The organism is Pseudomonas sp. FG43 (assembly GCF_057809175.1).
Genome location: NZ_JBMDJL010000021.1, coordinates 38,978 through 58,781, shown reverse-complemented (window position 1 = coordinate 58,781; position 19,804 = coordinate 38,978). Strand labels below are relative to the sequence as shown.

At 59.2% G+C, this 19,804-nt stretch carries 22 protein-coding genes; 9 read left to right on the top strand and 13 right to left on the bottom strand.

The features are described from left to right. Window positions 1–12 precede the first annotated feature (12 nt). Window positions 13–477, top strand: a complete 465-nt coding sequence (locus ACODS3_RS21470) for a TIGR02444 family protein (RefSeq protein WP_304574129.1) — start codon at window positions 13–15, stop codon at window positions 475–477. On the opposite strand, the gene ACODS3_RS21465 is transcribed toward ACODS3_RS21470, so the two are convergent. Beyond that, entirely contained in the window at window positions 474–1,403 is a 930-nt protein-coding gene (locus tag ACODS3_RS21465; protein ID WP_489036169.1) for an AlgP family protein, read from the bottom strand. The genes ACODS3_RS21470 and ACODS3_RS21465 overlap by 4 nt on opposite strands. Before the next feature lie 216 nt (window positions 1,404–1,619). On the opposite strand from ACODS3_RS21465, the gene ACODS3_RS21460 reads away from it, so the two are divergent. Continuing rightward, window positions 1,620–2,294, top strand: coding sequence for an FKBP-type peptidyl-prolyl cis-trans isomerase (locus tag ACODS3_RS21460; protein ID WP_489036167.1), 675 nt, complete (start codon window positions 1,620–1,622; stop codon window positions 2,292–2,294). 76 nt (window positions 2,295–2,370) lie between these two features. Here the strand turns inward: ACODS3_RS21460 and rsd are convergent, their stop codons facing one another. From rsd to ACODS3_RS21420, 8 genes are all read right to left on the bottom strand, one after another. Further along, on the bottom strand, window positions 2,371–2,844 hold the full coding sequence (gene rsd / locus ACODS3_RS21455; RefSeq protein ID WP_201001118.1) for a sigma D regulator: 474 nt from the start codon (window positions 2,842–2,844) through the stop codon (window positions 2,371–2,373). A gap of 174 nt (window positions 2,845–3,018) precedes the next feature. Continuing rightward, on the bottom strand, window positions 3,019–3,546 hold the full coding sequence (locus tag ACODS3_RS21450) for a disulfide bond formation protein B (RefSeq protein WP_304574132.1): 528 nt from the start codon (window positions 3,544–3,546) through the stop codon (window positions 3,019–3,021). Window positions 3,547–3,785: 239 nt separating this feature from the next. Next, window positions 3,786–5,030 (bottom strand): heme biosynthesis protein HemY, encoded by a 1,245-nt coding sequence (locus ACODS3_RS21445; protein ID WP_489036164.1) that lies wholly within the window; start codon window positions 5,028–5,030, stop codon window positions 3,786–3,788. Beyond that, window positions 5,027–6,145, bottom strand: coding sequence for a uroporphyrinogen-III C-methyltransferase (locus ACODS3_RS21440; protein WP_201019439.1), 1,119 nt, complete (start codon window positions 6,143–6,145; stop codon window positions 5,027–5,029). Before ACODS3_RS21440 ends, ACODS3_RS21445 begins: the two co-directional genes overlap by 4 nt. Window positions 6,146–6,195: 50 nt before the next feature. Next, complete coding sequence (locus ACODS3_RS21435) at window positions 6,196–6,975, bottom strand: uroporphyrinogen-III synthase (RefSeq protein WP_201001111.1); 780 nt, start codon at window positions 6,973–6,975, stop codon at window positions 6,196–6,198. Continuing rightward, window positions 6,972–7,913, bottom strand: coding sequence for a hydroxymethylbilane synthase (gene hemC / locus ACODS3_RS21430; RefSeq protein WP_201001109.1), 942 nt, complete (start codon window positions 7,911–7,913; stop codon window positions 6,972–6,974). Before hemC ends, ACODS3_RS21435 begins: the two co-directional genes overlap by 4 nt. 227 nt (window positions 7,914–8,140) lie before the next feature. Then, window positions 8,141–8,887 carry a LytR/AlgR family response regulator transcription factor gene (locus ACODS3_RS21425; protein WP_201001108.1) on the bottom strand — a complete coding sequence of 249 codons (747 nt, stop codon included), beginning with the start codon at window positions 8,885–8,887 and terminating at the stop codon, window positions 8,141–8,143. Continuing rightward, complete coding sequence (locus tag ACODS3_RS21420; RefSeq protein WP_201019440.1) at window positions 8,884–9,966, bottom strand: sensor histidine kinase; 1,083 nt, start codon at window positions 9,964–9,966, stop codon at window positions 8,884–8,886. The genes ACODS3_RS21425 and ACODS3_RS21420 overlap by 4 nt, the downstream gene beginning before the upstream one ends. 135 nt (window positions 9,967–10,101) lie before the next feature. Here ACODS3_RS21420 and argH point away from each other — a divergent pair, with 135 nt between their 5' ends. Then, window positions 10,102–11,496 (top strand): argininosuccinate lyase, encoded by a 1,395-nt coding sequence (gene argH / locus ACODS3_RS21415; RefSeq protein ID WP_489036160.1) that lies wholly within the window; start codon window positions 10,102–10,104, stop codon window positions 11,494–11,496. A gap of 54 nt (window positions 11,497–11,550) precedes the next feature. Here argH and ACODS3_RS21410 read toward each other — a convergent pair whose 3' ends face one another. Continuing rightward, on the bottom strand, window positions 11,551–12,225 hold the full coding sequence (locus ACODS3_RS21410) for a glutathione S-transferase family protein (protein ID WP_201019441.1): 675 nt from the start codon (window positions 12,223–12,225) through the stop codon (window positions 11,551–11,553). A 178-nt stretch (window positions 12,226–12,403) separates the two neighbouring features. Here ACODS3_RS21410 and ACODS3_RS21405 point away from each other — a divergent pair, with 178 nt between their 5' ends. From ACODS3_RS21405 to ACODS3_RS21395, 3 genes are all read left to right on the top strand, one after another. Further along, window positions 12,404–12,679 carry a hypothetical protein gene (locus tag ACODS3_RS21405; protein WP_025257965.1) on the top strand — a complete coding sequence of 92 codons (276 nt, stop codon included), beginning with the start codon at window positions 12,404–12,406 and terminating at the stop codon, window positions 12,677–12,679. 195 nt (window positions 12,680–12,874) lie between these two features. Continuing rightward, the gene (locus ACODS3_RS21400) at window positions 12,875–13,123 is read left to right on the top strand and encodes a TIGR02647 family protein (RefSeq protein ID WP_201001104.1); all 249 of its coding nucleotides are present in this window, start codon (window positions 12,875–12,877) and stop codon (window positions 13,121–13,123) included. Between the two features lie 186 nt (window positions 13,124–13,309). Next, window positions 13,310–16,162, top strand: a complete 2,853-nt coding sequence (locus ACODS3_RS21395; RefSeq protein ID WP_489036157.1) for a class I adenylate cyclase — start codon at window positions 13,310–13,312, stop codon at window positions 16,160–16,162. A 56-nt stretch (window positions 16,163–16,218) separates the two neighbouring features. Here the strand turns inward: ACODS3_RS21395 and rnk are convergent, their stop codons facing one another. The 3 genes from rnk to cyaY all read right to left on the bottom strand — a co-directional run bounded on the left by rnk (window position 16,219) and on the right by cyaY (window position 17,341). Next, window positions 16,219–16,626: a nucleoside diphosphate kinase regulator gene (gene rnk, locus ACODS3_RS21390; protein WP_201001102.1), complete on the bottom strand. Its 408-nt coding sequence runs from the start codon at window positions 16,624–16,626 to the stop codon at window positions 16,219–16,221. Window positions 16,627–16,763: 137 nt separating this feature from the next. Beyond that, window positions 16,764–17,006, bottom strand: coding sequence for a DUF1289 domain-containing protein (locus tag ACODS3_RS21385; RefSeq protein WP_201001100.1), 243 nt, complete (start codon window positions 17,004–17,006; stop codon window positions 16,764–16,766). Between the two features lie 2 nt (window positions 17,007–17,008). Then, window positions 17,009–17,341: an iron donor protein CyaY gene (cyaY, locus tag ACODS3_RS21380; RefSeq protein ID WP_025257960.1), complete on the bottom strand. Its 333-nt coding sequence runs from the start codon at window positions 17,339–17,341 to the stop codon at window positions 17,009–17,011. Window positions 17,342–17,558: 217 nt separating this feature from the next. Here cyaY and lptM point away from each other — a divergent pair, with 217 nt between their 5' ends. Genes lptM through dapF form a run of 3 tightly spaced genes read left to right on the top strand, consistent with a single transcriptional unit; the run spans window position 17,559 to window position 19,797 of the window. Further along, window positions 17,559–17,705 (top strand): LPS translocon maturation chaperone LptM, encoded by a 147-nt coding sequence (lptM, locus tag ACODS3_RS21375; RefSeq protein ID WP_038399723.1) that lies wholly within the window; start codon window positions 17,559–17,561, stop codon window positions 17,703–17,705. Between the two features lie 9 nt (window positions 17,706–17,714). Beyond that, a complete protein-coding gene (gene lysA, locus ACODS3_RS21370) occupies window positions 17,715–18,962 on the top strand; it encodes a diaminopimelate decarboxylase (protein WP_489036153.1) in 1,248 nt (415 codons plus the stop codon). A 4-nt stretch (window positions 18,963–18,966) separates the two neighbouring features. After that, the gene (gene dapF, locus ACODS3_RS21365; protein WP_201019444.1) at window positions 18,967–19,797 is read left to right on the top strand and encodes a diaminopimelate epimerase; all 831 of its coding nucleotides are present in this window, start codon (window positions 18,967–18,969) and stop codon (window positions 19,795–19,797) included. Window positions 19,798–19,804: the final 7 nt, after the last annotated feature.

The window sequence follows — 19,804 nt, the reverse complement described above, 5'->3', positions numbered from 1 at the left end:
AGGTAGCTCACTATGCCTTCTGACCTTTGGAGTTTCACCCTCGATTTCTATGCCAGGCCCGGTGTCGAGCAAGCATGCTTGCGCCTGCAAACCAACGGGGCCAATGTCTGCATGGTGCTTTGTGGTGTCTGGCTGGGCAAACGTGGCGTGAAATGTGATGCGCAGCGATTACAGGAAATCGGACAGTTGGCGACGCCATGGCACGATGAAGTGGTGCGCCCTCTCAGAGAATTACGTACGCAATGGCGTAACGCGGCACAAACCGATGCATCGCTGGGCGCATTGCGCGAGCGAGTGAAAACACTGGAGCTGGAAGCCGAGCAGCAGTTGCTCGTGAGATTGCAGGCACTGACACAGGACTGGTCAGTTGAGGAAGCAGATGACTTGCAGCGCTGGCTGGACGGGTTATCCGCAGAGGCAGCCGGCAAGAACCGCGACGCGCTGCATGTGCTGCGCGTCGCGGCGGACCAGCCTTAGGACCCGCTGGTTGGCGTGACGCTATTGGCGGTCGATGGCGCTGGCGCTGCTGGAGCCGGTGTTGCTGCGGCGGCTGGAGCAGGCTTGGCTGCCGGAGCTGGCGTTGCCGGTTTCGCGGCGGCTGCTTTTACCGCCGGCTTGGCAGCAGGTTTGGCTGCTGGTTTTGCGGCGGGCTTGGCTGCCGGTTTGGCTGCGGCCTTGGCTGGTGCTTTAGCCGCTGGTTTTGCCGCACTGCTCGCAGCAGGTTTGGCCGCTGCTGCCGGGGCTTTGGTCGCCGCTGGCTTGGCAGCAGGTTTGGCAACCGGCTTGGCGGCCGTTTTTGCAGCGGCTGGTTTGGCCGCAGCGGTTTTGGCCACAGCTTTCACTGGAGCCTTGGCGGCTGCCGGTTTTGCAGCAACCGGCTTGGCCGCAGCTGGAGCTTTCGCGGCTGCTGGCTTGGCAGCAGCTGGAGCCTTGGCGGCAGGTGCCTTGGCCACAGTTTTCCTGGCGGCAGCCGGAGCCTTCGCAGGTGCAGCAGGCTTGGCCTCACGCGAGGTCAGAACCTTGCTGACGGCTTCCTTGACACGACCAACACCCTGGGCAAGTTTAAGGCTCTCTTGAGCGTCGCGCTTGAGTTGCAGAATGTAGGTGCGGGTTTCGGTCTGGCGATCCTTGAGTGCGTCGAGCAAGTCTTCAAGTTCTGCAACGGCACTCTTGGCCTTGGTCTGCGCCTTTGCCTTGCCGGCAGCAGCAGCGTCCTGCAACTTGGTGCGAGACTTGTGCAGTTTTTCCTGTGCTTTACCGCGTTGTTTTTCAAGCTTGGCGAGCAGTTTCTCGGCATCAGCCAAGGCTTGAGAGCAGGCGTCTTCCAGATGTTCGAGCAAGCTGCTCGAAAGATGTTGGAGCAGATGCAATGGAGTGTTTACTGGCTTCTTTTTGGCCGACATGACTTACCTCCTGGCTGACGAAATTGCGGCCCATACTAGACCTCTGTCCGAAGCGCCGCTAGGGCATCTTGACAGCTTCAGATGCACCCTGTTGCATACGACAACAAATGATTAACGCAACTGTTGCAGGAGCAATACGAAATTCACTTGCCCAGAGCCATCACCGCAAGCCCTTGCACTGGCATAATCGCTGACTTCCCAGGCCGGAGAGCATTCATGTCGCGCTACCTGTTAACGTCGTTGTTCCTCTTGATTCCCCTGGCACACGCCGGCGAAACCACTCCGGCGAAGGACTCCCACGACCTTGCTTACAGCCTGGGCGCAAGCCTGGGTGAGCGTCTGCATCAGGAGGTCCCGGACCTTGACCTGACGGCGCTGGTGGAAGGTTTGAAGCAGGCCTATCAGGGCAAGCCTCTGGCGCTCAAGCAAGAGCGTATTGATCAGATTCTCAGAGAGCATGACGCGGCATTGGCGCAAGCCGAAGCTTCAGGCACCGATTCACAGAGCGAAGCAGCCCTGAGCGCGGAGCGTCGCTTCATGGACAGCGAAAAAGCCAAGCCCGGCGTGAAGACGCTGGCCGACGGTATTCTGATGACCGAGCTGACACCCGGGACGGGGCCAAAACCTGAAGCCAATGGCCGGGTGGAAGTCCGCTATGTCGGCCGCTTGCCCGACGGCACGATCTTCGATCAGAGCACGCAGCCGCAGTGGTTTCGACTCGACAGCGTAATCAGTGGCTGGACCACGGCCCTGCAAGGCATGCCCGTGGGCGCGAAATGGCGTCTGGTGATTCCTTCTGCGCAGGCATATGGCGCAGAAGGCGCAGGCGATCTGATCGACCCGTTCACGCCGCTGGTCTTTGAAATCGAGCTGGTCGCCGTTTCGCAGTAACGGCAGAGACAGAAATGCGAAAGGGTGCGAACGCACCCTTGGCAATACACATTCCCCCGAAAACGACAGGAGCAGGTCAGGCCTGAGAGGCCGCCTCTTCCTTGTGGGAGTTGTGCAGGACTTCGATCAGGCAGTCTTCAAGCTCGAAGCGCTCATGCAACAGACCACCCAGCTTCTTGAACTCGTTGGCAAAGACTACGCCATCCGAGCAATCGCCTTTTTCACAGTGATCGTTGAAAGTCAGAGCAAGCTTGGTGATACCTTCCAGACGGGGATAGATCGTATCGGCCAGTTCAAGCCCGCGCTCATCGTTGAACGCCTGGGCTTCGCTGTTCAGTTGCTCATAGATCTCGAAATGACCGGCTGAAACGTAGTCGACCAGAATTTCACAAAACTTCAGCAGTGCCCCACGATCCGCGGCCAGCAACTCTGGCGTATCGCCGAGAGCGTCATAGGCTCGAACCAATTCATGGCGGTCCTGCAACCAGCGGTCAATCAGCAGATTGACACCGCCCCAGCGTTCCTGAGCATTACGACAACTTTCCAGCATGATGTTCTCTCTTCCCTTAAGGGGCATGCGGTCCTGTGCTGGCCTTACAGTATCGCAAGAACCTAGCCTGATGAAAGCGTCAGGACAGCATACTCCCAATGACGCGTGCGGCTCAGATTATGCCCGCACGCCAAGGCCATCAAGGTACGCAGGAGAGAAAGTTCATACAAGCGTTTAATACCCTCTGCCACCACCCGTGGACATCCAGCGATGTAACCCACTGAAAATTGGATACAACGCCAGCAAGCTCAGGATCACAAAAGCCAGCAGGCTCCACTCGGGAAGGGTGATACCGAACAGGGACCAATTGATTTCGGCGCATAGATAAGTGTCGTTACGCAGCCGTTCACCCACGCCCTCGAGCGACAGTGCATTGATCACATATTCATGTCGGCCAATGATGGAGCCCAACTCTTCGGCAGATGCCGTTTGCAGCCATATCTGAACCCCCGCCACCAGGACGCCGGTCAGCGACAGCAACAGCAGGGCCAGGCAATAACGGCGCCAACCGGTTTCCTGCGGACCATGAACAGCCGCCACCAGACAAAGCAGGCCACACGCGACAATGATGGTTCGCTGCAAGAGGCAAAGGATGCAGGGGAGCAAGCCGAACGCACGCTGCAAGTAGATGGTGGTACCGATGATCAGTGCACTTGCGATGAATGCCAGGAAGAACAAGGAACGGGTGCGGGCCAGATACATGGCTAATCCGTAACGATATGACGAAGACAGTTACGGTAGAGGAAAGCACGCAACGCTTTCAAGGCGACAAAGTACAGACGTTTCGCTGTTTACAGTGGAAATAAAACACCAGAGAAAGAAGATTCTTTACTGATCACTGTAGGAGCAATCCAAGCCACTGCGAAAGAAAACCAAGCGGCTTGAATTGACCATGTTTTTCAGGCTGAAAGCCCTGAAGCAGGGCTTTCATGGCGCTGGATTCAGTTGCTGCTCAATGCCGGAAGCGGACGCGCCAGAAAACGCTCATCAAGCATTCCCAGACCTTCCTGGAACAGTTGATTGCTGCGATCGGTATCGCCCATCTGTGCCAGCAGCCGCGCCAGTTCGGCACAGGTTTCGGGATTGCGCTGCAACCGCAGGCTGCTTTCCAGATAATCACGGGCCTTGCCCCACAGACGGGATTGCAGACAAATACGCCCCAGGCTCAGCAACAGGCTCGGGTCATCGGGATGATGCTTGAGCCAGCCTTCGGCAGCCTGCAACTGTTTCGATTCGTCGCTGCCGCGCACCAGACCGTAAAGCCTGGCCAAGTGGCTGTTGTAGTCCTTCTTGAGCGCAGTGCGCAGCACCTCTTCGGCCTGGGCCTCGGCCCCCAGACGACGCAACTGCTCGGCATAAGCCAGCACCAGTTGCGGCTCCTGTCTTTGCGCGGAGGTCAGGCCTTTCCAGGCTTTTTCCAGTGAAGGCAGGCCGGTCGGCTCGCCGTCACCTTCCTCGCGATACGCGGCCAGGGTGAGGTTCTCGCCCCAGGCACGGCGCTCCAGCTCGGCCAGTTCCCTGGGCGGCAGCACCTTGTCCTTGCGCAACTCGGGCATCAGCCGGATCAGATCGGACCAATCGCCCCGCTGCTGATAAAGGCGCTGTAACTGGCGCAGCACCTGCGGATTGTGTGGATGACGTTCATGCATGGCCTGAAGGGTGCTCAACGCCCCGTCGGTATCGCCCCGGTCCTGTTGCAGTTGCGCATGACTCAATGCAATTGCCAGCTCCGCCTGCGGCTGACGCTCAAGCGCACGCTCCAGCAGGTTGTCACTTTCATCGTAGCGACCCTGCTCGTTGGCGGCACGCGCCGCACCCAGGTAGTAGAGCAGCGGCTGGGGATCAGACTCGGCGGCGCGATGCAGATGACGCTGCGCGCTGGCCCAGCGGCCTTCGGCAAGATCCATCTGTCCCTGTTCGATTGCCAGTTGCACCCGACGGCTGCGGTTACGGCGCGACCATGGGTTGACCACGCCCCCGGATGTCGTGAGCAGCGTGATCAGTAACCGGGCAATGAAGATCAACAGCACAAGCGCCACGAGCAGGCCAAGAGTCGCCCACAGACTCGATTCATAGCGGAAGTTCTGATAGGCGATCAATACGTAGCCGGAGTGTTCGGCAATGGCGATGCCGATCAGCGCTGCAATAGCGACGGCAATGAACAGCAGCAGGTAGGCGCGCTTCATGGGCTGATCCCCCGAACCTCGGCAGGCTGGCTTGATGCATGACGACGCTCAAGGTAGGCCTGGACTGCGCTCAGGCTCTGCGCCAGATCCGGCGTCACCACCGAAACAGGCTCTTTGATCAGGGTATCCAGACGCTCGCCGATCACCTTGCTCTGCGGCTCATCCTGATTGAAGTTGGCCAGCAGGACGCCTTTGGCTTCCAGCAGAGCCTGGGTATACACCTTCGGCTCGCCATTGAGTGCAGCCCATTGCGCCTGTTCCAGCGCCAGACTCAGTGCCAGACGGACCTGCGCCAGACTCTGGCCGGCCAGTACCGGACGAATGTCCTTGTCGGCGTTGAAGTCGATACGGAAGTAATGGGAAATGTGATTCCACCAGCGGGACCAGTAACTGTCGTCGTTCTTGTCCGTGGCCAGCCCCAACAGCGGCTCGCCTTTATCTTCGTATTCGGGCGCCAGACGGTTGAGCTGCACCGACTGGTCGCGCAACGCCGCCAGTTGCAGGAACAGCCCCGTGCGATCCGGCTGCTCGATACTGCGCAACGCCGCCAGGCTCTTGGCCAATTGTTCACGGGCAGCAAACGAACCCGGATCATCCTGCTCACGCAGGATCTCATCGGCTCCCTGCACCAGCGCCTGGGCACTGTTGATATCCTGCAACGCCGACAGGCGCAGGCTGGCAAGGCGCAGCAGATGCTCGGCCTCGGCCAGACGCCAGTCCTTGCGGCTGGCACCCAGCACGGTTTCCAGACGCTGGCTCAGGCGCTGCTGATCCCCCTGCAATTGCGCGACCAGACGACGGCTGTCTTCCAGTTGGTCTGCAGGAGGAAACTGAGCAAGACGGGCGCTCAATTGCTGGTCATTCTGGGTCAGGGCCAGGGTCTGCTCGGCAATGTTTTCAACCTGTCCTCGCTGCTGCAAGTGACCGGCCTGCAACATGCGCAGTTGCCATACCCCCCAACCGGCGACGGCAACGCCTGCAACACCAAGCAGCAAGGCCAGGATCACCAGACCGTTGCTGCGATTACCCGGACGCAAGGGGCGCACTGGATCGGGTGTGGATGTCGATGTTTTCAACACCGATTCTTCATCTTTTGGCAAGGCTGTTTCGCTCACGTATCCATCCTTTGCATTTGGGCGTAGTAGCGTAAACGACAACTCGTCGATCAATACGCCTTGACGACAGGCTGAGGCTGATCCTGCAACGCTGCCAGCAATGCCGCGGCGTTGGCGCCACGACAATCAACCACGTTTTGAGCCCCGGCGGCACGCGCCATTTCGGCGACCCGGGGGCTCGGTACAAACAAAGGCAACACGGCCAGTTTCGGCCACGCATTGCCTGCTAACTGGAGCAGATGTTCAAAACCCTGCCCACTGCTGACCACCAGCCCGTTCAAGCGTTCCGATTCGACGCGCTGAGAAAGGGTCGAAGGCGGGTACTGTGGCAGAAAACGACGATACAACGGCAGGTAGTCGACACTAACACCTTGCTCGCGCAGACGCTCAGCCAATAGCTCGCGCCCTTCATCACCGCGCATGATCAGCACACGGCTGCCCGGGATGTCGATAGCCTCCTGCAATTTGGGCAGCTCAAGCAAGGCCTCGCTGTCATCCCCATGCTCGGGCCAGCTCACACCGATCAAACCATAGTCCAGCAGAATCTGCCCTGTCGCCGCGCCCACACTGAACCAGGGCTGGATGAAGGGTTGCGGCCAGATTTCATCGATCAGTTCCAGCCCAAGCCGGGCGGCGGGCTTGCTGACGACAATCACAGCGCTATAGAGAGGCAGGTCGAAAATCATCGAGCGTTGCGCAGGTGTTATCGGCAACGGCTCGATTTCAAGCAAAGGCAGACTGCTGCTGAACACGCCGGTCTCGGCCAGGGCCTTGGCCAGTGCTGCCGACTCTTCGGCGGGACGGGTCAGCAACAGACGCCAGGTACTCATTCTTCTCGAGCCTCGCCATAGACAGCCTGAAGAATCTTGCCCGCCCCCTGGGCCAACAAGTCTTCGGCAACCTGGATACCCAACGCCTGAGCCGATGTCTGCGGGGCGCGCGCCTCGGCATGCAGCAACAGGCCGCCTGACGGATCACCCACCAGACCGCGCAACCATACCTGATCGCCTTCCAGCACGGCGTAGCAGGCGATAGGCACCTGACAACCACCGTTGAGGTGCTTGTTCAGCGCACGCTCGGCAATCACGCGCACGGCGGTGTCGCCATGATGCAGCGGCGCAAGCAATGCGTGAATTTCAGTATCGGCGCTGCGGCACTCGATCCCGACGGCGCCCTGCCCTCCGGCAGGCAGGCTGTCATCGACGCTGATGGCCGAGGTGATTCGGTCTTCAAAGCCCAGACGGATCAGGCCGGCAGCCGCAAGAATGATCGCGTCGTACTCTCCGGCATCCAGCTTGGCCAGCCGAGTATTGACGTTACCGCGCAGAAACCGGATTTCCAGGTCTGGACGACGTGTCAGCAACTGAGCCTGACGCCGCAGGCTGGAAGTGCCCACGATGCTGCCAGCAGGAAGCTGCTCCAGACTGCTGAACGTATTGGAAACAAACGCATCACGCGGGTCTTCGCGCTCGCAGATGCAGAACAGCCCGAGGCCTTCGGGGAAATCCATCGGCACATCTTTCATCGAGTGCACGGCGATATCGGCTTCGTTTTCCAGAAGAGCCGTTTCCAGTTCCTTGACGAACAGGCCTTTGCCGCCGATTTTCGACAGCGGGGAGTCGAGCAACTTGTCGCCACGGCTGACCATAGGCACCAGAGTCACGATCAACCCCGGATGAGCCTGCTCAAGCCGGGCTTTGACATATTCGGCCTGCCAGAGGGCCAGCGCACTTTTACGGGTGGCAATGCGGATTTCGCGAGAGGACATGAATCAATCCGTGCTTGATAGATGCGACGGATAATAACAGCACAACCTGAACGACTTCAGCGCTGACTCAAAAAGTAAAAACGGCTTCATGACCCGGATCAACGAAACGACAGTGGCTAAAGCGCGACCCGCCTGAAATCGGGGCCTCCACAACGGCAACTCTCTGTGGACAGGAACCGGCTCGACATCCTGCAAGCCTTCCGGCGAGCGCAGCCACTTTTTCGTACCTAAAGCTGTTGCATCATCTTGCGCACCCCGGCGACATGCCGGCGGCTGACGATCAAGGCGTCGCCATTGAGCCCCTTGAGGAACAACTGGAAATGCCCCAGCGGCGTGCGCTGCAAACGCTCGATCCGCTCCCGTGCCACCAGCGCATTGCGATGGATACGCACGAATCGATCACCGAACTCGTCTTCCAGCGCCTTGAGCGGCTCATCCAGCAATACTTCGCCGCCTTCATGACGCAGAGTGACGTACTTGTGGTCGGCAATGAAGAAGATCACCTGATCCAGCGGGATCAGTTCAATGCCTTTGCGGGTTCGCGCACTGATATGGCTGCGCGGACCGTTGCCACTTTCGGCAGCCGGGCGGGTCATCGCTGCCAACTGCACGCGATTGGGTCGCTCGGCTTTTCTCAGTGCCTCGAGAAGATTCTCGGGGCGGACAGGTTTGACCAGATAACCGACCGCACTGACCTGAAAGGCATCCAGTGCAAATTCGTCGTGCGCAGTACAAAAGACAACTGCGGGCGGGGTTTCACGCTCGCACAGTTTCGCCGCGACCTGAAGACCGTCGAGACCCGGCATGCGGATATCGAGCAGCACGACATCTGGCTTGAGGTTTTCAATCAGCGCCAAAGCTTCTTCGCCATTGGTAGCGCTGGGTTCAAGTACCCTGTAACCCTCGATTTCACCGACCAATCGGCTCAGTCGCTCGCGGGCCAGGGGTTCGTCATCAACGATCAGGACATTCATATTGCTCTGGCTTCCTGCGTGAGTCTCGCACAAGGATAGCGTAGACAGGTGTAGTGACGACCGTCACGGCGCTCCACGCTCAGACTGGCGTGCGGGCCAAAAAGTGCCGTAATGCGTGCACCTATATTCAACAGGGCCTGTTGAGTACCGTTGGAAGTCTGCCGTGTGGCAACTTCTTCATAGGGATTGCTGACACACAATATGAACTCCCCCCCTTCATAGTCTGCCTCGACTGTGACTATGCCCCCTTCGATACGCGGGGCAATGCCATAGATCAAAGCGTTTTCCAGCAATGGCTGCAAGGTCAACTGGGGAATAGGCAAATCATCAGGAATTGCGCTCACCCTCCAATCCAACTGTAGACGCTCGCCGAGACGATATTGCTCAATCGACAAATATCGTTTCGCCAACGCCAGCTCCTCATGCCATGTCACCAGCGTTCCGGGCTTGGCGAGGCTGGCCCGAAACAGATCCGACAGATCCAGAACGGCCTGCTCGGCCTTGACCGGATTACTGGCCACCAGGCTGGCAATACTGTTGAGCGTGTTGAACAGAAAATGCGGACGAATCCGTGCCTGAAGCGATTCGATCCTGGCCTGTAGCTCACCCTGCTGTTGCTTGCGCCACTGACTCTGCAAATAAAAATAGCGCAACATCAGCGCCGACATGATCAACGCGATCAACGAATAGCGGATATAGCGCTCAACCATGCTGCCCGGCGAGATCCTGCCGGTCAGTTGGCAGACATCCGTCACCGCCGCACACAACAAGGTTAGCCCGACTACCAGCAAACAGCTGAGAATACCGGCAAGGCCTGCGGGCAGGCGTGCCAGCCAGGGACGCAACGCGCACAGCAAGGCCGCCGACAACAAGACGATCCATTGCACGAACATGGACATCAGCGCCAGACAGACCCAGTCGAACGCCGGGCGCATGGGCTCAAGCAGCACCATGACCAGCACCAGCAACTCGGCCAGTACGACGAGCACCAGCAAGGTCTGCGGCAGGCACAGTTCGGGCAGGAAAAAGTCTTTGCCGGGATCGGTTTTGACTTTGGGATTCAAAGGGTCTTTTCGCATAGGCTCAGTCTCAGCCCTGGCATCGTCAGCGGCAAGCCATCCGAGAATAAAAAAGCAACAACCTGTTATCATCACCAGCGCCCTTGTGCCAAGAACCGGGCACGCCACTTTCAGCAGAGCAACGAGCAAATCTCCATGAGCACCGACAAGACCAACCAGTCCTGGGGCGGCCGTTTCAGTGAGCCCGTCGACGCCTTCGTCGCGCGCTTCACCGCTTCCGTCACCTTTGATCAACGCCTGTATCGTCACGACATCATGGGCTCCATCGCCCACGCAACGATGCTTGCCCATGTCGGCGTACTGACCGAAGCCGAACGCGATACCATCATCGATGGCCTGAAAACCATCCAGAGCGAGATCGAGGCTGGCAGTTTCGAGTGGCGCGTCGATCTGGAAGACGTGCACATGAACATCGAAGCGCGTCTGACCGACCGCATCGGCATCACCGGCAAGAAGCTGCACACCGGCCGTAGCCGCAACGATCAGGTCGCCACCGATATCCGCCTGTGGCTGCGTGACGAAATCGACCTGATCCTGAGCGAAATCACCCGCCTGCAAAAAGGGCTGCTGGAACAGGCCGAGCGTGAAGCCGAAACCATCATGCCGGGCTTCACTCACCTGCAGACCGCCCAGCCAGTGACGTTCGGTCACCACATGCTGGCCTGGTTCGAGATGCTCAGCCGTGACTACGAGCGCCTGGTCGACTGCCGCAAGCGCCTGAACCGCATGCCACTGGGCAGCGCCGCGCTGGCGGGCACCACGTACCCGATCGACCGCGAACTGACCTGCAAGCTGCTGGGTTTCGACGCTGTAGGCGGCAACTCGCTGGACGGCGTCTCGGATCGCGACTTCGCCATCGAGTTCTGTTCTGCCGCTTCGGTTGCGATGATGCACCTGTCGCGTTTCTCCGAAGAGCTGGTGCTCTGGACCAGTGCCCAGTTCCAGTTCATCGACCTTCCGGACCGCTTCTGCACGGGCAGTTCGATCATGCCGCAGAAGAAGAACCCGGACGTCCCGGAGCTGGTTCGCGGCAAGAGCGGCCGCGTGTTCGGCGCACTGATGGGCTTGCTGACCCTGATGAAAGGCCAGCCGCTGGCCTACAACAAGGACAATCAGGAAGACAAGGAGCCGCTGTTCGACGCAGCCGACACCTTGCGCGACTCCCTGCGCGCCTTCGCCGACATGATCCCGGCCATCAAGCCAAAGCACGCCATCATGCGTGAAGCCGCGCTGCGGGGTTTCTCCACTGCCACCGACCTGGCCGACTATCTGGTGCGTCGCGGCCTGCCATTCCGCGACTGCCACGAAATCGTGGGCCATGCCGTGAAGTACGGCGTGGAAACCGGCAAGGATCTGGCAGAAATGAGCCTGGAAGAGCTTCGTAAATTCAGCGATCAGATCGAACAGGACGTGTTCGCCGTACTGACGCTGGAAGGCTCGGTCAATGCACGTAACCACATCGGCGGTACAGCTCCGGAGCAAGTCCGGGCTGCCGTGGCTCGTGGTCAGGCGCTGTTGGCCAGCCGTTAAAAAGGGTCGCCGTCGCGGCCTGGCCTGCCGGGCCGCGACGAGGCAAGACGATATCTACCCGGCCTTACGCGCCACCGCCTGCACACGCGCCAGGAATGCTGGCCACTCAGCATCCCTGTCGGCCGCTACCCGCTGCACATTCGGATTGAGCGCCAGACGCTCAAGCAGGGCACGCGCCCCCGGCATATCCCGCAACAGATCCATCCCGAACAACTTCTCTGCAACTTGCTGGGCAAGGTCAACGCTGTAAAGAAAATACAGATCCGCCAGGGTGAACTTCTCGCCTGCTACATAGGGTGCGAAACGAGCACGCTGGGCCAGGGCCTGGAATCCCTTGAGCAGGTCCCGGCGCGCCTTGGCCTTGATGTCTTCAGGGGTGGGCCGGCAACCGAAGAGGGCTTCGACGTAACACAACCGCGCCGGCAACTCGATATACAGCTCGATTTCCTTGGCGATGGTCCATACCTGGGCACGAGAGAACGGGTCCTCGGGGAGCAGCGCCCGGCCGGGTTGGGTTTCCTCGATGTAGCGCAGGATGACATCAGTCTCACTGATGAAACCCTGTCCGGTTTCCAGTATCGGCACCTTGCCTCGGGCACTGATTGCCAGTACCTCGGGATTCTGGCATCCATGCAGCGCAACCATTTCAAAGGGTAACTGCTTCTCCAGCAGAGCCAGCTTGACCATATTGAAATAATTGCTTGCGGCAAAACCATAAAGCTTCAGCACGTCGGCCTCCTTGACCATTAAGTTGTTTGTGGCGTTACTTTTATATATTTTTCCAACTGTGTCAGTGGGTTAAGCACTCCTCACGCAACTTAAAGACGGTTCTGACAGGCAGGCTTCACCGAAGCCGACACGGGCAAAAGAATCCAGTTAAACTGCCAGCCTTCACTGAGGACTTACCATGACCGACCCAATCGATAACGATGAAGAAGAGTTCACCGCATCGACTCTGATCGAAGCGATTGAAAACCAGATCGAGGCAGATAACCCGCCAGCCGCCAAGGCCACCTACAACAAGCTGACCCTGGTCGGTTATGAGCGTGAAGATATTCTTGAGCTGATGGCGCATGTACTGGCAATCGAGATCGATGCCATGCTCGAAGAAGACCGGCCATTCAATACCCAATGGTATGAAACCGCCTTGCGCGCCTTGCCGGAACTGCCGCCAGAGGCCTGACTTCGATATTCCTGCAAGAGATATGCTGCAAAGACTCCAGCCTCTGGCTACACTGCAAAAGCCCCTCTGCCACTCAACACCCTGGGGCTTTCCTGCAAGCTGGCGTTAACGGTCATACAGAACCGACGTGTCACACAGCCTTGTCGATTCTGTAACCCTCACGACCCAGCCAACTACAAAAAGTCTGGAGTCCTTATGTCGTATACCCCTGAGCTGGTTGCCGAACTGGAAATCCTCGCACTGTTCAACCTGGGCAACACCCAGGAAGGCCTCAAAGTCCACCATGTAGCAGCCCCGACAGCCATTGCTGCTGCAAAAAGACTCTTTGCAAAAGGCCTCACCACCCAAGTCGATGGTGGCTATCTGACGAGCCTCGGGCTTGAAGCTGCCGAGCATGCTCAATCGCTGCTGACCATCCTGAACGTCTCCGAAGAGGCTGCCTGAAAAAGACGCCGGGCCTGCCAGTGCAAACAAAAAGGTGCAGCAGGCCCTCCATTTATGGGAATGTACGCCGATAGAAAACCGGCGCCAGAATAATAACCCGACCGTTCATGTATCCTCTCGGCTGTAGTCTTCTTCGCCATCTGCTGACCACTTCAACGCCTGCGCAGGCCAGATGCTTGAGTTGCGATGACGCGAAATCTTGAAATTCGTCCCGACCTGGATGAGGGTATCGACCGCAAGGTACTCAGCCAGTTACGTAACCGCTTCCTGACTCTCAATGACGGGCGGTATGCGCGCGCCATGGAAGGGCTCTCGACTCGTCAACAGGGTGTCCTGACGCTGTTGCCCCTGTGCTTTCACGTCAATCACCCCTTGCTTCCGGGCTATGTTTCCAGCAGCACGCCAGCGGGCGTTTCCCATTACGAACCCGATGCCCAGGCACTGGCAGAAGCTCAGCGGCTGACCCGTTCCTTTTCCTATAAAGCCCGCCACGGCAATCCGCCCCAGCCCATTCATGGCCTGTTCCTGATGGGCAGCCTCGGAACGCTGGCGCAGGCCGAGCAAAGCGATATGGACGTCTGGGTCTGCCACGACTCGGAGCTTGCACCAGAAGCCATCGCCGAACTGCGCAAGAAGTGCCAGGCGCTGGAAACCTGGGCGGCATCCATGGGAGCAGAAGCGCATTTCTTTCTGATCGACCCGCAACGTTTCCGGGTCGGGGATCGCGACACCCAGCTCAGTTCCGACGATTGCGGCACAAGCCAGCACTATCTCCTGCTGGATGAGTTCTACCGCACCGCCATCTGGCTCGCCGGTCGCACGCCCATGTGGTGGCTGGTGCCGGTCTATGAAGAAGAACGCTACGCCGAGTACACCCACACGCTGCTGTCCAAGCGCTTCATCCGCGCCGACGAAGTACTCGACCTTGGCCCCATGACCCATATTCCACCGGGGGAATTCATCGGGGCGGGGCTTTGGCAACTGTTCAAAGGCATCGAATCGCCCTACAAGTCCGTCCTCAAGCTGTTACTGATCGAGGTCTACTCCAGCGAGCACCCAAGCGTTCAGTGCCTGAGCCTGCGCTTCAAACAGGCCGTATTCGCCAACCAGCTGGATCTGGACGAACTTGATCCTTACATGGTCGTGTACCAGAGGATCGAAGAGCACTTGCAGGCCCGCAACGAAGCGGAACGCCTGGAGCTGGTACGTCGCAGCCTGTACCTGAAGGTCAACAAGAAGCTCACTGGCCCGGCCCGTCAGCGCAGCAATAGCTGGCAGCGATTGCTGCTGGAGCGCCTGACCAGGGAATGGGGCTGGGATGAGCGCCAACTGGCGCTGCTCGACAGCCGCAGCCAGTGGAAAGTCCGCCAGGTGGCCCATGAACGCCGGTCACTGGTCAACGAACTGAATTACAGCTATCGCTTCCTGGTGCAGTTCGCACGTACGCAAAACGCGCCAAACGCCATTACAGCCCGTGACGTCAGTGTGCTGGGCCGACGCTTGTATGCTGCGTTCGAGCGCAAGGCAGGCAAGGTCGAGTTCATCAATCCCGGCATCGCTCCCGATCTGGCGGAAGACACCCTGACCCTGGTAAACGCCCCCAACAAGCGCGAACCGGGGAAAAACCAGTGGGCCTTGTACAACGGCAACCTTGGGGCACAGGAATGGCAAAGCTTCTCGCCCATCAAGCGCAGCCGGGAATTGCTTGAACTACTGACCTGGTGCCATCGCAACGGCGTGATTGACACCACCACCCGCCTGGCCTTGCACCCTGGCGCCAGCGACCTGAGCGAGCTTGAACTGTTCAACCTGCTGGGAGCCCTGCAACAGACAATCCCCTTGCCACTGAACGAAGTCAGCGACGAGCACCTGCTCAAACCCAGTGTGCCCAACGAGATACTCCTGCTGGTGAACGTGGGCGTCGATCCGCTCAGGCACCATCGTGACCTGAATATCCTGATGACGACCGAGCGTACCGACTCGCTCAGTTATGCTGGCGTGCGGGAGAATCTGGTGCTGACGCTGGACCAGATCACCCTCAACAGCTGGAACGAAACACTGGTCAGCCGCTACGACGGGCCTTACGCCTTGCTCGACTGCATGAGCGAGCTGCTCAGCAATCTGCCCGAGGGCGAGGCCCAGCCGCGCATACGTGTGCGCTGTTTCTGCCACAACCGTGCGCCGGCCATTGCGCAGCGGGTCGAGGAACTGATCAATACCGCGCAGTTGCTGCTCGCCAGAGGCCTGAACCATCGCTACCTGATTCAAGTGCAGCAGCAGTATCACGTACTGAAGATGATTCCCGGTCAAGTGGGCCATGTAGTGGTCAACAGCCTGTCAGGGCTGTTCAATTATCTGGGCGAAGAGTCACCGCGCTACAGCCCGTTGCATCTGGACCCGCAAGCCCTGGACGATCACGACCTGGCGCTGATCCTGCCCTATGGGCAGCCGGAGTGCATTCAGGTGTTCTATCGGGTCAACGAACCGGACGCCGACCTCTATGTGCTCGACGAACACAACGCGCTCTGGCACCAGCGCTTGCCGTATCACGACGAACAGAGCCTTTTGCTGCCCTTGCAGCGCTTCTTCCATTCACTGGTTTACCGGCGCGGCGCATCGCTGCCACTGGATAACCCGGCAGAACCTGTCTTGCTGGACATGCTTTATTACCAGGTATTGCCGTCCGGCGCAGGCCGCGCCCGGCGCATCGAACCCCGCACCGCGCCGACCGCTGCGGACAAGCCGTTCTATGACGTGCAAGCGATTATCGAAGAGACCTCACCGGGCCAGATGAACGTCACGCTGTATTGCGACAACAGCGAGTTTTCCGAACTGGAACATGGCGACCAGCTGTTTGCCGTGGTAGCCCAGCAGATCCTCGAACGCCGCCGCGAACCGCAACGCTACCGCTGCTACATCACCGACCTCGACCTCTCCGGCCTGCTGGATGACGGCCACGGGCAAAGCATCCTGTTCCTGCGCCACAAGGCAGAGCTGGAAAAGGCCCTGAATGAGGAAATGGAGAAGAGCAGTAGGTAAGCTGCAAGCTGCAAGTCAAAAGCTTGAGGCTTACAGCTTAAAACTTACAGCTTCCCCTACAAATACTCCCCTGCCGCCTCCGGCTGATATTCCACCGCCAGCAGGGTGAGTTTGAGTGTTTTGCCGCCCGGCGCGGGCCAGTCGATGTGTTGGCCGACCTGCAAGCCCAGCAGGGCCGAGCCTATGGGCGCCAGCACCGAAACCGTGCCTTCGGCACCCGCGTCCTGCGGGTAGACCAGCTTGAGGTGATAATCCTTGCCACTGCCCTCTTCACGGCAATGCACACGCGAGTTCATGGTGACCAACCCGGCAGGCACTTCATCGTGACCGACGATCTGTTCGGCGCGGTCCAGTTCGGCCTGCAAGGCCTCGATGCCGGGGCTGGACACCGTCTGACTATCGATAAGGCGCTCAAGGCGCTGTACATCGAGCCGGGTGAGGATGATGGAAGGTGTGGTGTTCATGGTTCAGGCAGTCTCCTTTCTTCTGCGCAACAAAAGCAAAACCCCGCCGATACGGCGGGGTTTTGACAAGCCCCTCTATCTAGAGAAGCAGGTTCTGACATTAACATCAGCCAATAAATACACAACCCGACGGGGCGTTAACCCGCGATGCGGTTTTCCTGGGCAAGCTCTCTGCGCTGATCGGCATCAAGGCGAATCTGACGCCGGCGCTCGTCATCGGCCGAACGCCATTCACGAATGTCTTCTACATGACGAAAACAGCCCAGACAGACTTTTTGCTCATCAAGCCGACACAGGCTGACACATGGCGAAGGCACGGCCGGGCTGACGTTGCTGTACAGCGGCTTGGGTGGTCGTGCGGGTGCAGTGTTATCGGTCACGGTCAGATCTCGTCGAAATCCAGCTCGACGCCAGCCTGCTCCTGAGTGATGCGTACCAGCATCTCGCTCAGCAACTCGTCGCTGCTGTCGCACACCCAACGGCTGGTTTCTTCGTCGTAGTCAAAATGAAAGCCGCCCGAGCGCGCTGCCAGCCAGAGCTGACGCAATGGCTCCTGGCGGCTGAAAATGAGCTGAGTGCCGTTCTCGAACTTTACGGTCAGTACGCCAGCAGAGTTTTCAAGGTCCAGGTCCAGATCGCTCTCGTCGAAAATGTCTTCCAGCGCTTGCTGGGTAGCATCCACCAGATCGTGAAAGCGGGCTTCGGTCAAACTCATTACGGGAACCTCGAAAAAATATCTGCTTATGGCACAGGGTCGCAAGATACGGACGCCGCACGGCAAATGCAAAACATACCCGCCAGACGCGCCCTGCAGCAGCTCATATGTAACGATAACGTCAAAGGCCCGCCGGACGGGTGGGCACCTGCATAGGCAAGCCGCCGGGTGGCCGGTATACTCGGGCGCAATTAATGCTTTTACAAAGGATTTCGCCATGAAGCGCCTGATCTCTTCGCTTGCTGCGCTCGTCGCGGTCGCTTGTCTTGTCACTGCGTGCGGCCAGAAAGGCCCGCTCTACCTGCCTGATGACACCAAATCATCCGACGAACAAGCCAAATCGCAATCGCACAAGCATCTTTAAGGGAATTACATGGACGCCTTCAACTACCGCGACGGTGAGCTGTTCGCGGAAGGAGTAGCATTGTCTGCCATTGCCGAGCGTTTCGGCACGCCGACCTATGTCTACTCCCGCGCTCACATCGAAGCGCAATACCGTGCCTACGCCGACGCCCTGAGCGGCATGCCGCATCTGGTGTGCTTCGCCGTAAAAGCCAACTCCAACCTGGGCGTACTCAATGTCCTGGCGCGTCTGGGCGCCGGTTTCGACATCGTGTCCCGTGGCGAACTGGAGCGTGTGCTGGCAGCCGGTGGCAAAGCCGAAAAGATCGTATTCTCCGGCGTCGGCAAGACCCGAGACGACATGCGCCGCGCCCTTGAAGTCGGCGTGCATTGCTTCAACGTCGAGTCCACTGACGAACTCGAACGCCTGCAAGTCGTGGCTGCCGAGCTGAATGTCCGTGCGCCGATCTCCCTGCGCGTCAACCCGGACGTGGATGCAGGCACTCACCCGTACATTTCCACGGGCCTCAAAGAGAACAAGTTCGGCATCGCCATCGCGGACGCCGAAGACGTCTACGTTCGCGCCTCGCAGTTGCCGAACCTGGAAGTGCTGGGTGTCGACTGCCATATCGGCTCGCAACTGACCACTCTGGAACCCTTCATCGATGCACTGGATCGCTTGCTCGATCTGGTGGATCGTCTTGGCGACTGCGGCATTCACTTGCGTCACATCGACCTGGGCGGCGGCCTGGGCGTTCGTTATCGCGATGAAGAGCCACCGCTGGCGGCTGACTACATCAAGACCGTGCGCGAGCGCCTTGCCGGGCGTGACCTGGGGCTGATGTTCGAGCCGGGCCGCTTCATCGTGGCCAATGCGGGCGTGTTGCTGACTCAGGTCGAGTACCTCAAGCACACCGAGCACAAGGACTTCGCCATCGTCGATGCGGCCATGAACGACCTGATTCGCCCGGCGCTGTATCAGGCCTGGATGGATGTCACTGCCGTGCGCCCACGCGATGGCGCAGCACGTACCTATGACATCGTCGGCCCGATCTGCGAAACCGGTGATTTTCTGGCCAAGAGCCGCGAACTGGCTCTGGCTGAAGGCGATTTGCTGGCTGTTCACTCGGCCGGCGCCTATGGTTTTGTCATGAGCTCGAACTACAACACGCGCGGCCGTACTGCCGAAGTGTTGGTCGATGGTTCACAAGCCTTTGAAGTGCGCCGTCGCGAAACCGTGACCGAGCTGTTCGCTGGCGAAAGCCTGCTGCCGGAGTAAACCCATGCTGCTGCGTTTTACCAAGATGCATGGGCTGGGTAATGACTTCATGGTCCTGGACCTGGTGAGTCAGCACGCTCATATCTTGCCCAAGCACGCCAAACAATGGGGCGACCGCCACACCGGCATCGGTTTCGACCAGTTGCTGATCGTCGAAGCGCCCAGCAATCCGGACGTGGATTTCCGTTATCGGATCTTCAACTCCGATGGCTCCGAAGTGGAGCAGTGCGGCAACGGTGCCCGCTGCTTCGCCCGCTTCGTGCTGGACAAGCGCCTGACAGCCAAACGCCAGATCCGTGTCGAGACCAAGAGCGGCATCATCGAGCTGGATGTCCGCAACGACGGGCAGATCAGTGTCGACATGGGGCCGCCACGCCTGACCCCGCAAGAGATTCCGTTCACGGCTCCTGCCCAGGCGCTGAGCTACGACGTCGATGTCGACGGGCAGAACGTCGAGCTGGCCGCTGTTTCCATGGGCAACCCCCATGCGGTCCTGCGGGTGGACGACATCAACGGTGCGCCGGTGCATGAACTGGGTCCGAAGATCGAACATCACCCGCGCTTCCCGGCACGGGTCAATGTGGGCTTTCTTCACGTCATCGATCGCCAGCGTGCGCAACTGCGCGTCTGGGAGCGCGGCGCAGGGGAAACCCAGGCCTGCGGCACCGGCGCTTGCGCTGCGGCCGTCGCAGCCATCAGCCAGGGATGGATGGATTCACCTCTGTTGATCGACTTGCCCGGCGGGCGCTTGTCCATCGAGTGGGCAGGCCCTGGGCATCCTGTCATGATGACTGGCCCGGCAGTACGGGTTTACGAAGGCCAAGTTCGTCTATGAGTGAGCA

Excerpts from the sequence above, each read along its gene's own strand:
- ACODS3_RS21470 (WP_304574129.1), top strand. The coding sequence starts at position 13 with ATGCCTTCTGACCTTTGGAGTTTCACCCTCGATTTCTATGCCAGGCCC.
- ACODS3_RS21465 (WP_489036169.1), bottom strand. The coding sequence starts at position 1,403 with ATGTCGGCCAAAAAGAAGCCAGTAAACACTCCATTGCATCTGCTCCAA.
- ACODS3_RS21460 (WP_489036167.1), top strand. The coding sequence starts at position 1,620 with ATGTCGCGCTACCTGTTAACGTCGTTGTTCCTCTTGATTCCCCTGGCA.
- rsd (WP_201001118.1), bottom strand. The coding sequence starts at position 2,844 with ATGCTGGAAAGTTGTCGTAATGCTCAGGAACGCTGGGGCGGTGTCAAT.
- ACODS3_RS21450 (WP_304574132.1), bottom strand. The coding sequence starts at position 3,546 with ATGTATCTGGCCCGCACCCGTTCCTTGTTCTTCCTGGCATTCATCGCA.
- ACODS3_RS21445 (WP_489036164.1), bottom strand. The coding sequence starts at position 5,030 with ATGAAGCGCGCCTACCTGCTGCTGTTCATTGCCGTCGCTATTGCAGCG.
- ACODS3_RS21435 (WP_201001111.1), bottom strand. The coding sequence starts at position 6,975 with ATGAGTACCTGGCGTCTGTTGCTGACCCGTCCCGCCGAAGAGTCGGCA.
- hemC (WP_201001109.1), bottom strand. The coding sequence starts at position 7,913 with ATGTCCTCTCGCGAAATCCGCATTGCCACCCGTAAAAGTGCGCTGGCC.
- ACODS3_RS21425 (WP_201001108.1), bottom strand. The coding sequence starts at position 8,887 with ATGAATGTCCTGATCGTTGATGACGAACCCCTGGCCCGCGAGCGACTG.
- ACODS3_RS21420 (WP_201019440.1), bottom strand. The coding sequence starts at position 9,966 with ATGCGAAAAGACCCTTTGAATCCCAAAGTCAAAACCGATCCCGGCAAA.
- argH (WP_489036160.1), top strand. The coding sequence starts at position 10,102 with ATGAGCACCGACAAGACCAACCAGTCCTGGGGCGGCCGTTTCAGTGAG.
- ACODS3_RS21405 (WP_025257965.1), top strand. The coding sequence starts at position 12,404 with ATGACCGACCCAATCGATAACGATGAAGAAGAGTTCACCGCATCGACT.
- ACODS3_RS21400 (WP_201001104.1), top strand. The coding sequence starts at position 12,875 with ATGTCGTATACCCCTGAGCTGGTTGCCGAACTGGAAATCCTCGCACTG.
- ACODS3_RS21395 (WP_489036157.1), top strand. The coding sequence starts at position 13,310 with ATGACGCGAAATCTTGAAATTCGTCCCGACCTGGATGAGGGTATCGAC.
- rnk (WP_201001102.1), bottom strand. The coding sequence starts at position 16,626 with ATGAACACCACACCTTCCATCATCCTCACCCGGCTCGATGTACAGCGC.
- cyaY (WP_025257960.1), bottom strand. The coding sequence starts at position 17,341 with ATGAGTTTGACCGAAGCCCGCTTTCACGATCTGGTGGATGCTACCCAG.
- lptM (WP_038399723.1), top strand. The coding sequence starts at position 17,559 with ATGAAGCGCCTGATCTCTTCGCTTGCTGCGCTCGTCGCGGTCGCTTGT.
- lysA (WP_489036153.1), top strand. The coding sequence starts at position 17,715 with ATGGACGCCTTCAACTACCGCGACGGTGAGCTGTTCGCGGAAGGAGTA.
- dapF (WP_201019444.1), top strand. The coding sequence starts at position 18,967 with ATGCTGCTGCGTTTTACCAAGATGCATGGGCTGGGTAATGACTTCATG.